This window comes from Flavobacterium amnicola, from assembly GCF_004122165.1.
GTDB classification, from domain to species: Bacteria; Bacteroidota; Bacteroidia; order Flavobacteriales; family Flavobacteriaceae; genus Flavobacterium; species Flavobacterium amnicola.
The window spans coordinates 525,895-537,580 of record NZ_SBKO01000001.1 but is presented as its reverse complement, the minus strand read 5'-3'; the positions used below and the strand labels follow the sequence as shown (position 1 = coordinate 537,580).

Below are 11,686 nucleotides of genomic sequence, written 5' to 3'. Positions count from 1 at the left end.
CCTTTGAGACGGTGCAAAAGTAATCCTAAATTTAGAATTGCAAAAGATTATTCGTGTTTTTTAAGTTCGAAAGTATTTCCATCAAAAACACCATAGGTAAAATAGCCTATCCAATCGCCAAGGTTGATATATTTCGAGGTGTCATTTAATTTGATTTCCATCGGCAAATGACGGTGTCCAAAAATAAAATAGTCATAATGTTTCGTTACCAATTTGAGTTTGGCATATTGCACCAGCCATTCGTTTTCTTCTCCCAAAAATTTCACATCGTCACTTCCCGAAATCAATTTGTTTTTAACCGAAAGATGTTGGGCTAGTTTCACTCCAATGTCGGGATGCAACCATCTGAAAAGCCATTTTGAAAACGGATTTGTAAACACTTTTTTCATCCGTTTGTATCCTTTGTCACCAGGACCTAAACCATCGCCATGACCAATTAAAAACGTTTTATCATTGAAAGTAAATTCTTTGGTAGTATGGTATACCGGAATGTTGAGTTCTTTTTCAAAGTAATCATTCATCCACAAATCGTGATTACCCACAAAAAAATAAATCGGAATCCCGCTATCGCGAATTTCCGCAAGTTTGCCTAAAACACGAACAAATCCTTTTGGGACTACGGTTTTGTATTCAAACCAAAAATCAAACAAATCACCCAATAAAAAAATAGCGGCAGCATCTTGTTTTACTTCATCTAGCCAAGCGACAAATTTTTGTTCTCGTGGAAAGCTAATTTCAGGTGTTGGTGCGCCTAGATGCTGGTCGCTGGCAAAATATATTTTTTTGGAAGAAGTTAAAATCATTGACTTTTGTTTGAAGCAAATGTATGTATTTTTAAGTGAATTGTTAATTTCTACACTAAAAAATAACCCTCACAAAAGGCATAAATGGGTCGGAATAAATGAAATTGTTTTTATCATGGAGCACATTGTATCTAGCGCCCAGTGTTACGCTACCCACACGATAACCTGCACCTAAAAACAAGGCAGAATTCCAAGAATTTTCAGAAAAATTCCCAGTAAGTGTTTGAAATTCGGTGTTTACTCGTAATTGTTCGAATTCTGTTGAAAGTTGAATGTTTTCGATAGGATTAAAAAGCCCAACTATACTTCCACCATAAATCCAAGAATTATAATCGCCACTACTTTTTATATAGCTTCCAGTTAAACCCGTTCCAACAGAAACCCACTCATTTACATTGTAATACATCGTTGGCGAAACGGAAATATTGGTAAAACCACCACCAACACTAAGACCCAATCCGCCCCCAAATCGTACGTTCTTCCAAAATTCACTCTTTGATTTTGGGATGCTATCATTTTGAGCGTTTAAAATTGAAGAATTAAAAAATAAGCCTAAAAACAATGTTAACGTAATAATGTTTCGTGTAAATTTAGAGATCATAACAAATAATTGAAAAATGTATAGATAAATGTACTATTTTATTGATTAGTTTCCAGCAAAAGTTTATACTTTTGCATAAATTTTTTAACATAAAACGTCCTAAGACAAAATTATGGATAGGTTTTCCTTTTTAAACGCAGCACATACGGCTTTTTTTGCCGATTTATACGACCAATATTTACAAAATCCAGATAGCGTTGAGCCAAGTTGGAGAAGTTTTTTCCAAGGATTTGACTTTGCTAATGAGTTTGCCAGTCCAACCGAGCAGTTATCTGCAATGGCGAATGGCAATGAGCCTGTTTCTGCCAACACCGAAAAATTACAAAAAGAATTCAATGTTCTGAAACTGATTGATGGCTACAGAACACGCGGACATTTATTTACGCAAACCAATCCAGTTCGCGATAGAAGAACGTATTCTCCGAATTTGAACATTGAAAATTTCGGATTATCAACTGCAGATTTGGATACTGTTTTTGATGCTGCTAAAGTGGTCAACTTAGCACCGTGTTCGTTAAAAGATATCATCAAACATTTAGATAATGTATATTGTCAGCACATTGGAGTGGAGTATATGTACATTCGTGACCCTAAAACGATCGATTGGATTCAACGTCGTTTAGACATCAATGATAATTTACCAAATTTCAATACCAATCAGAAAAAACGCATTCTTAAGAAATTAAACGAAGCGGTTTCTTTTGAAAACTTCTTACACACGAAATATGTCGGACAAAAGCGTTTCTCTTTGGAAGGAATCGAATCGGCTATTCCAGCGTTAGATTTCTTGATCGAAGCAGCTGCTGAAAAAGGCGTAGAGCAATTCGTAATGGGAATGGCACACCGTGGTCGTTTGAACGTATTGGCAAATGTTTTCGGAAAACCAACTCAAGATATTTTCTCTGAATTTGACGGAAAAGATTATGACGATGACGCTTTATTCGACGGTGACGTAAAATACCACTTGGGATTAACTGCCGATAGAAAAACACAAACCGGTAAAAACATCAATATCAATTTAGCACCCAACCCTTCGCATCTTGAAACAGTAGGAGCGGTTATTGAAGGTATTACTCGTGCTAAACAAGATAAATATTACCCAGAAGATTTCTCTAAAGTATTGCCAATTGCCGTTCACGGTGATGCTGCTGTGGCTGGACAAGGAATCGTATATGAAATTATTCAAATGGCGAAGTTGGACGGTTACAAAACCAACGGAACTATTCATATTGTATTGAACAATCAAGTTGGATTTACGACAAACTATTTAGATGCTCGTTCTTCGACGTATTGTACAGATGTAGCCAAAGTAACTTTGTCTCCAGTACTTCACGTAAATGCGGATGATGCTGAAGCTGTTGTACATGCCATGTTGTTCGCGTTAGAATACCGTATGGAATTCAAACAAGACGTGTTTATCGATTTATTGGGGTATAGAAAATATGGACATAACGAAGGAGATGAACCTCGTTTTACCCAACCTAAATTATACAAAGCGATTTCAAAACATAAAAATCCAAGAGACATCTATGCGGATCAACTAAAGGCAGAAGGTGCTATCGATGGAAATTTTGTAAAATCGTTAGAAGAAGAATACAAAGCATCCTTAGAAGAAAATTTAGAAAACTCTCGTAAAAAAGATTTGACGGTAATTTCTCCGTTTATGCAGGACGAGTGGAAAGGTTTTCATCAAGTAGAAGCAGAAGGAATGCTTCAGAAATACGAAACAAAAGTAAGTAAAGCGATTATTGACGCCGTTGCCAAAACGGTAACCGAATTGCCATCCGATAAAAAATTCATCAGCAAAATCACCAAACTAATCGGCGACCGTAAAACAATGGTTGAAACCGATAAGTTAGATTGGGCTATGGGTGAAATGTTAGCGTATGGATCTTTATTAACAGAAGGATATGATGTGCGTATTTCGGGGCAGGACGTAGAACGTGGGACCTTCTCACACCGTCACGCAGTAGTGAAAGTAGAAGATTCAGAAGAAGAAGTAATCTTATTGAATCACGTTCCGAATAAAAAAGGAAATTTCTCGGTGTACAATTCACACCTTTCAGAATATGGTGTTTTAGGATTCGAATATGGCTATGCGTTAGCCAATCCGAATGCTTTAACGATTTGGGAAGCACAATTTGGAGATTTCGGAAACGGAGCTCAAATTATGATTGACCAATACATTTCGGCAGCAGAAGACAAATGGAACAACCAAAACGGATTGGTTATGTTGTTGCCTCACGGATATGAAAACCAAGGTGCGGAACACTCTTCAGCACGTATGGAGCGTTTCTTGCAATTGTGTGCGAACCACAATATGTATGTAGCCGATTGTACCACTCCAGCCAATTTCTTCCACTTGTTGAGAAGACAGTTGGTAACGAAATTCCGTAAACCATTGGTTGTAATGACTCCGAAAAGTTTATTACGTCACCCAGAAGCAGTTTCTTCAGTAGCTGAATTCACAAACGGAGAATTCCAAGAAGTAATTGACGATGCAAATGTAAATGCAGCCGATATCAAAACATTGGTATTCTGTACCGGTAAATTCTACTACGACTTAAAAGCAGAAAGAGAAGCCAACGGAAGAAAAGATGTAGCTTTGGTAAGAGTAGAGCAATTGTTTCCACTTCCAGTAGCGCAAATGAAAGCAATCATTGCGAAATACCCGAATGCAGACGATTACGTTTGGGCACAGGAAGAACCAAGAAATATGGGAGCCTACGGTTTCATGTTGATGAACTTCAACGAAGTGAAATTTAGAGTTGCCTCTCCTAAAGCGTATAGTGCACCAGCAGCAGGAAGTTATGTGCGTTCTAAAAAACGTCATGCCGCAGCCATTGCCATGGTTTTTGATAAAAACCTATTTCAATAAAAATTGTATTTTTGATAATCAGATAAATAACAACACTTTATAAAATTATAACCGATGATTTTAGAAATGAAAGTCCCTTCACCGGGAGAGTCAATCAAGGAAGTAGAAATAGCCACTTGGTTAGTAAAAGATGGAGATTATGTAGAAAAGGACCAAGCGATTGCTGAGGTTGATTCTGATAAAGCTACTTTAGAATTACCTGCTGAAGTAAGCGGTATTATTACACTTAAGGCAGAAGAAGGTGATACAGTTGCCGTTGGTGCTGTAGTATGTTTAATTGATACAGACGGGGCAAAACCTACTTCGACAGGCTCAGCTGCCGTTGCCGAAGCACCAAAAGCGGAAGAGAAAAAAGTGGAAGCGCCTAAAGCAGCTCCTGCTCCAGAAGCTACTTATGCAACAGGTTCGGCTTCTCCTGCTGCTAAAAAAATATTAGCAGAGAAAAACATTCAGCCTTCAGAAATCGTAGGAACTGGAAAAGGTGGTAGAATTACGACTGAAGATGCTGCGAATGCAGTACCTTCTATGGGAACGCCAACGGGTGGATCTCGCGGTTCTGAACGATCTAAATTATCGATGTTACGTCGTAAAGTTGCCGAGCGTTTAGTAGCGGCTAAAAACGAAACAGCGATGTTGACTACTTTCAACGAAGTAGACATGACGGAAATTTATAAATTACGCGATCAGTACAAAGAAGAATTCAAAACCAAACACCAAATGGGATTAGGTTTTATGTCGTTCTTCACCAAAGCTGTAACGCGTGCTTTACAATTATATCCAGATGTAAACTCTATGATCGATGGTCAAGAGAAAATCTCTTACGATTTTTGTGATATTTCGGTAGCGGTTTCTGGACCAAAAGGATTAATGGTGCCGGTAATGCGTAATGCAGAATTATTATCGTTCCGTGGTGTTGAAGCAGAAATCAAACGTTTGGCGATTCGTGCACGTGACGGACAAATTACGGTAGATGAAATGACAGGTGGTACCTTCACGATTTCTAATGGTGGGGTTTTCGGTTCGATGTTATCGACTCCAATTATCAATCCTCCGCAATCAGGAATTCTTGGAATGCACAATGTAGTAGACAGAGCTATCGTGAAAAACGGACAAATCGTTATCGCTCCGGTAATGTTTGTGGCATTGTCTTACGATCATAGAATCATTGACGGACGAGAATCAGTTGGTTTCTTAGTAGCAGTAAAAGAAGCGTTAGAAAATCCAACAGAAATCTTAATGGGAGGTAATCCTAGAAAAGCTTTAGAATTGTAATAAGTGCTTTATTATTATACAAATCCCAAACAATAGGTTTGGGATTTTTTTATTATATCAATTTAAAAAATTTATGATAAGGAGTTTTTTTTATCTTTAACAAAAGTTAAATTAATTTCTAGTATGCCGATAAATAAACAAATTGCTAATGTCATTAAAAAATCATTAGCTAAAATTGATTTTAGTAAACTTGAAGAAAAGTGTACTAATGAAGCTCAAACAAGACAATATCTTATTGAGCCAATTATTGAAATTTTGGGCTACAGCAGAATGGACGATATGCTTACCGAAATTAATGCAGGTTGGGGACAAAAAAATGATAAAGCTGATATTGGGTTGTTGATTAGAAGTAAAAACCCAGAAATTATTGTTGAATGTAAAAAATAAGGAAAAACGTTAACAGATAAAGAAGCTTGGCAATTAAATGGTTATTTTATTAATACTCCAAGTTGTAAACTTGGAATATTAACAAATGGTCTTGAATGGAGAGTTTATAGTGCTAATGAAGCAAATAAAGAAACTAGTTTGAATGTAAATCCATTTTTAGTATTTGATTTTAATGAAATAAATGACGCTTTAATTGATGATTTAACCAAATTACATAAAAACAATATTGATATAAAAGAGTTGCTGGAAGAGGCAACTGATTTCTATTTCTTACAAGGTTTTTCTGCGGCATTTGCTAATGAGTTATATGATCCTTCAGATGATTTTATCAAGGCTATTTTCAATCGAATGAATGGTAAAAGAATGACTGACCCGATTAAATTAAAAATACGACAACAAATTAGTTCTACTTCTATTCAAAAAGCACTCAAGAAAGTAATTGAGGAAGAATCTAAAAACGGTAGTTTAATTATTACTACAGCTGAAGAATTAAAAATATACCATACAATTAAGACGATTCTAATTCATAAAAGAGAAATTGATGCAGATAGAATTTCTTATAGAGATCAAAAAAATAGTTTCAATATTTTAGTTGATGATAATAACAAAAAAATCATCTGTAAAATACTTTGTTCAAGAAATAATTATTCAGTTGAAATTAATGGTATTAAACATGATGTTAAAGGCATAGAGAGTGTTGTTGCTCTGAAAAAACAACTTCTAGATGCTGCAATGTTGTATTTTCAGAAATAATTATTTGATTTAACTTTTATAATCCCAAATTCGTCAAACAATTTGGGATTTTTCATTTTTAAAAGCTTTCGATTTCCATCAAAGTTAATTCAAAAAACCTTTGTACTTTTGTACAACTTTTGCGGTTAAAGTAATTATATTGTCTAATATTCAAACAAATAAATATGTTAAAAGGATTTTTTAATATACCAAAAGCGGTAAACGAGCCCGTTAAAGGTTACGCACCAAATTCTCCAGAAAAAACAAGAGTTTTAGAAGCTTACAAAGCGATGTGGAATTCGAAAATTGATGTGCCATTGTATATTGGTTCAGAAGAAATTTTTACCGGAAACACCAGAAATATGTCGGCGCCACACGATCACCAACATGTTGTGGGAACGTATCATTTAGCTGAGAAATCTCATGTTGAAAAAGCCATTGCTAATGCTTTAGAAAGCAGAACAAAATGGGCGAATATGGCTTGGGAACAACGGGCAGCTATCTTTTTAAAAGCGGCGGAATTAATCGCGGGACCGTATAGAGCAAAAATAAATGCGGCAACCATGATTGCGCAATCTAAAACGATTCACCAAGCAGAAATTGATGCGTCTTGTGAATTAATCGACTTCCTACGTTTTAACGTAGAGTTCATGACACAAATTTACGCAGACCAACCGGCTTCCACTTCAGATATGTGGAACCGTGTAGAGTACCGACCATTAGAAGGTTTTGTGTATGCAGTGACTCCATTTAACTTTACGGCTATTGCAGCAAATTTACCGGCGAGTGCAGCTTTAATGGGTAATGTGGTTGTTTGGAAACCAAGTGATAGCCAAGTATTTTCTGCAAAAGTAATTATTGATGTTTTCAAAGAAGCTGGAGTTCCAGACGGAGTAATTAATGTTGTTTTTGGTGATCCAGTGATGATTACAGATACTGTTTTAGCGTCTCCAGATTTTGCTGGAATTCACTATACTGGTTCGACATTTATCTTCAAAGAAATTTGGAAAAAAATCGGAGAAAACATTCACAGATATAAAACATACCCAAGAATTGTAGGTGAAACAGGTGGAAAAGATTTCGTAATCGCTCATCCATCGGCAAATGTAAAGCAAGTGACCACGGCAATTACGCGTGGTGCTTTTGAATTTCAAGGGCAAAAATGTTCGGCAGCTTCAAGAGCATATATTCCACAATCGATGTGGCCAGCAGTTAAAGAACAATTAATTGCAGATGTAGCTACAATGAAAATGGGATCGCCAGAAGATTTCTCCAACTTCGTTACTGCAGTAATTCATGAAGGTTCTTTTGATAAATTAGCAAAATATATCGATCAAGCTAAGCAAGATTCAGATGCTGAAATTATTGTTGGTGGAAACTACGATAAATCAAAAGGATGGTTTGTAGAGCCAACGGTTATCGTAACAACAAATCCGAAATATGCAACAATGGAAACGGAACTTTTCGGACCAGTAATTACCATTTATGTATATGAAGATGCAAAATGGGCTGAAACATTAACTTTAGTAGATCAAACTTCAGAATACGCGTTAACGGGTGCTGTTTTAAGTACCGATCGTTATGCTATTGAAGAAGCAACTGTAGCCTTACAAAACGCTGCGGGTAACTTCTATATCAATGACAAACCAACAGGAGCTGTAGTGGGAATGCAACCATTCGGTGGAGCAAGAGCTTCAGGAACTAATGACAAAGCAGGTTCTGCACAAAACTTATTACGTTGGGTTTCTCCAAGAACCATCAAAGAAACGTTTGTGACTCCGGAACATTACGGATATCCGTTTTTGGGATAATCCCTCCTAAAATAGACATACTCAGAAAGCCTCGCATTGCGAGGCTTTTTTTATTACGTTTAATTTAAATAAACTGTTAAAAATTTGATTATTAGAAAATTATATTTAAATTGTGTAAGAAAATTACTATGCATGCATAATAGTTAGCCAAAAACAAACCAACCAAAAAACTACATTATGACCAAAAATTACTATTGGTTTTTCTTTTTATTTATTGCATTTGGGGTGCAATCACAAAATAAAAAGAAAGTCGATTTTTCCAATTTCGACAGAACTGGAATGAAAACCTCTTTATTAGTAACAGATGTAAAACCCTTCACTGTTCTAGGTAAAAAAAGCGAAAGTTACAACATGTACAATCTGCATGAATCTTATGAAGAACTTTCAAAAGCCGACACCCAAAAAAGATTTCAAAACGCCGATTTGATCGCATCGGAAATGAAAATTGAAAATGCATCGCCTGTTTTAAAAATAGGATTGATTCACACCGAATTCGAAGTGCCCAGTAAAGAGGCCTACAATAAAGGATTGTATGTCATTGACGCAAGTAAAGCCACAAGAACATCAAACGAATATGTTTTTGATAAGTATTCCAATACCATTGTTGCTCCCTTAGCCATTAGAAAGAAAGGAGTTAATACAACTTTTGTGTTGGATAGCAATATGTTTGTCAATACTACCAATGATAAAATTGCATTTATAAAAACAAACTTTGATGACGGAAAAGGATTTGTTCTGACAGAATTGGACAAAGGTATTGCTGTAAATTATCCTTCTGAAGGACAAAAAGCACTGCAATTTGAAATTCACTTCGAAAATGGAAAGGTAATAACCCGAAAATCAATTTTAACCGTATCGTATTCAAATGCGGATGTAGCAAGATTATTCAGACGAACGATAAACCTAATTACTGCCACAAGAACTCCCGATTTGGCATTATATGGTGAAACTGATTTGTCGGCAGGAAAATGTGAATATGAAATCTTTAACAGTCCTGATGGAGTTTTTGATAAACCTATTTATGTGATTGATGGATTCGATCCTACGGATGGTAGAAATACAACTGCAGTGTACAATTTGCTGACCTACGTTGATGGTGGAGGCGTTACCCGAAATTTAGGGGATCGCATTAGAAATGAAGAAGGCTATGATATTGTTGTCGTTAATTTTCCAAACTATACCAATTCATTAGGAAGGGTGGTAGATGGTGGAGCCGATTTTATTGAAAGAAATGCTTTATCAGTAGTTACTGTAATTGAAACCCTAAACGCTCAAAAAGTGGGGACCGAACAAAATATCATTATTGGTCCAAGTATGGGTGGATTGATTTCAAGGTATGCCTTACGTTTTATGGAACAAAATACATTAAATCATCAAACTAGACTTTGGATTTCTTTTGATTCTCCTCATTATGGTGCCAATGTTCCTATCGGATTACAACACTTGTTCAATTATTTCGCTTATGGTTATGGGGATTCTGATGGAGTAAAACCATTAATCAATAGTATGCTTCGTTCTCCGGCAGCCAAACAGATGTTGGTGGACCATTTTCAAGCTCATATTTCAGCGGGAGCAGGAGCAGCCTTAGGAGATGATCCTATAGTGCCTTCTTCAGGATTACCATTAACGCCTACGGGTTATCCAGGTATTCGAAATAATTTCCAAAACAGAATGAACACGATGGGTTTTCCACAAACTACTAGAAATGTTTCTATGATTAATGGGAGTGGAGCTTTGGCAAAATTTAAAGATAAAAACAACAATGATATTAATCCTGGTTTCGATTTTATTGGAACTTCTTCCAGTCAAGCCAATATCGATACGGGTGATGTCTTTGCCATTATCAACACAAGAGCCATGACGTTTTGCGAATTTATGCCCAATGCCAATGTGCAAGAAACCATTGTGGATGTTGATATTCAGGCGCAAATATTTTTCTGGATTACCCAAGATTCTTTTTTAGCTACGGCGAAACAAAGCGCTGGGAGTAATGGTGTCGATTCTTCTCCAGGAGGATTATTTGACATGAGTGGTTTGGCAGATTCACTTCCACCCGGAGATCCTGTTTTGACGAATTTCTTGGGAGCCATGAAAGCTGATAAATTTAGTTTTATTCCGGCAGTGAGCGGAATGGCTTTGAATGTAGGCGGTGTTATTACAAACAATCAGCCCAATTATTATTTCAATATTAATATGGGGGCAAAGGATTTACCATGGGATGGTACCACCACTACCACCACAAATACTACGCCATTCAAAAACTGGTATTTACCACCTACAAACGAAAACCACGTGACCATTACACAAGGAAATGTCGATTTTGCTTGGTGCGAAATCGTAAAACCAGATGTTGATTTTGCAAACACAGGAGCAAACACCCTTACTGCTTGTCAAGGAACCAATGCCTCTTTTACTTTTTCAAACAATGTACACGGATGCAATTCGATATCATATACTGCAACAGGTCAGCCTTTAGGTGCTACGGTTAGTTTTTCTCCGGCAATCATTACTGCCGATGGAAACGTCACCGTAAACATTAGCAATTTGCCAGCAGGAACACATACCATAACCATTACACCTGTCGGATTTCCTATAAAAGCACAAACGGTAACAGTAACGATTCATCCAACCAATCCAAATTTAACAGGAACGACTCAATATAAAATTAATGGAGGTAGTTTTACTACTGGAAATAGTGTTGTAGTGAATCAAGGAGCGAATTTAGAATTGCAAATTCCGTCCAATTTATATGTTGGAACAATTGAGTGGTTTGATCCAATTGGAGTTTCCAGAGGGAATTCAAATCCATCAATTACAAATATTCAAGATGGAAGTACAGCAGAAGGGGTTTGGAATGCAAGAGTGACCTTTACTAACGATTGTGCTCGAATGGCTCCTGCTAATATACCTATGACCGTAATTGTAGATCCACCGTTAAGTGTCAATACCCATGAGTTTTTAGGATTAAATGTGTATCCAAATCCTACTAACGGAATAATAACTATTTCGTCAAGCACTACTCTTAGTTCGGCAAAAATGCAAATTATCGATTTGAGAGGTAGAATTATTGCCAATAAAAAACCTTCAGTATTGAATTCAAATGAAGTGCAATTGGATCTTTCAGAATTGGCTCAAGGTTCATATTTATTAGTAATAGAAAGTGACGATTATAAATCGGTCAAAAGAATATTAAAACAATAAA

The 11,686-nt window shown here is 36.4% G+C and carries 8 protein-coding genes; 6 read left to right on the top strand and 2 right to left on the bottom strand.

Features of this window, described 5'->3' with window-relative positions; translation table 11 throughout:
• Positions 1-47 precede the first annotated feature (47 nt).
• Together EQG63_RS02475 and EQG63_RS02470 are read right to left on the bottom strand one after the other, a co-directional pair.
• Entirely contained in the window at positions 48-803 is a 756-nt protein-coding gene (locus EQG63_RS02475; RefSeq protein WP_129434062.1) for a UDP-2,3-diacylglucosamine diphosphatase, read from the bottom strand.
• Positions 804-858: 55 nt separating this feature from the next.
• Positions 859-1,404 (bottom strand): porin family protein, encoded by a 546-nt coding sequence (locus EQG63_RS02470; protein ID WP_129434060.1) that lies wholly within the window; start codon positions 1,402-1,404, stop codon positions 859-861.
• A 112-nt stretch (positions 1,405-1,516) separates the two neighbouring features.
• Here EQG63_RS02470 and EQG63_RS02465 point away from each other — a divergent pair, with 112 nt between their 5' ends.
• From EQG63_RS02465 to EQG63_RS02440, 6 genes are all read left to right on the top strand, one after another.
• On the top strand, positions 1,517-4,282 hold the full coding sequence (locus tag EQG63_RS02465; RefSeq protein ID WP_129434059.1) for a 2-oxoglutarate dehydrogenase E1 component: 2,766 nt from the start codon (positions 1,517-1,519) through the stop codon (positions 4,280-4,282).
• Between the two features lie 54 nt (positions 4,283-4,336).
• Complete coding sequence (gene odhB / locus EQG63_RS02460) at positions 4,337-5,554, top strand: 2-oxoglutarate dehydrogenase complex dihydrolipoyllysine-residue succinyltransferase (RefSeq protein WP_129434058.1); 1,218 nt, start codon at positions 4,337-4,339, stop codon at positions 5,552-5,554.
• 123 nt (positions 5,555-5,677) lie between these two features.
• Positions 5,678-5,941, top strand: a complete 264-nt coding sequence (locus EQG63_RS02455; protein WP_129434057.1) for a type I restriction enzyme HsdR N-terminal domain-containing protein — start codon at positions 5,678-5,680, stop codon at positions 5,939-5,941.
• A 138-nt stretch (positions 5,942-6,079) separates the two neighbouring features.
• Positions 6,080-6,694 (top strand): hypothetical protein, encoded by a 615-nt coding sequence (locus tag EQG63_RS02450; RefSeq protein WP_129434056.1) that lies wholly within the window; start codon positions 6,080-6,082, stop codon positions 6,692-6,694.
• A gap of 164 nt (positions 6,695-6,858) precedes the next feature.
• On the top strand, positions 6,859-8,484 hold the full coding sequence (pruA, locus tag EQG63_RS02445) for an L-glutamate gamma-semialdehyde dehydrogenase (protein WP_129434055.1): 1,626 nt from the start codon (positions 6,859-6,861) through the stop codon (positions 8,482-8,484).
• A 177-nt stretch (positions 8,485-8,661) separates the two neighbouring features.
• Positions 8,662-11,685 (top strand): T9SS type A sorting domain-containing protein, encoded by a 3,024-nt coding sequence (locus EQG63_RS02440; protein WP_129434054.1) that lies wholly within the window; start codon positions 8,662-8,664, stop codon positions 11,683-11,685.
• Position 11,686 lies beyond the last annotated feature (1 nt).

Coding starts and splice junctions, on each gene's coding strand:
- odhB (WP_129434058.1), top strand. CDS start 4,337: ATGATTTTAGAAATGAAAGTCCCTTCACCGGGAGAGTCAATCAAGGAA.
- EQG63_RS02470 (WP_129434060.1), bottom strand. CDS start 1,404: ATGATCTCTAAATTTACACGAAACATTATTACGTTAACATTGTTTTTA.
- EQG63_RS02455 (WP_129434057.1), top strand. CDS start 5,678: ATGCCGATAAATAAACAAATTGCTAATGTCATTAAAAAATCATTAGCT.
- EQG63_RS02440 (WP_129434054.1), top strand. CDS start 8,662: ATGACCAAAAATTACTATTGGTTTTTCTTTTTATTTATTGCATTTGGG.
- EQG63_RS02465 (WP_129434059.1), top strand. CDS start 1,517: ATGGATAGGTTTTCCTTTTTAAACGCAGCACATACGGCTTTTTTTGCC.
- EQG63_RS02475 (WP_129434062.1), bottom strand. CDS start 803: ATGATTTTAACTTCTTCCAAAAAAATATATTTTGCCAGCGACCAGCAT.
- pruA (WP_129434055.1), top strand. CDS start 6,859: ATGTTAAAAGGATTTTTTAATATACCAAAAGCGGTAAACGAGCCCGTT.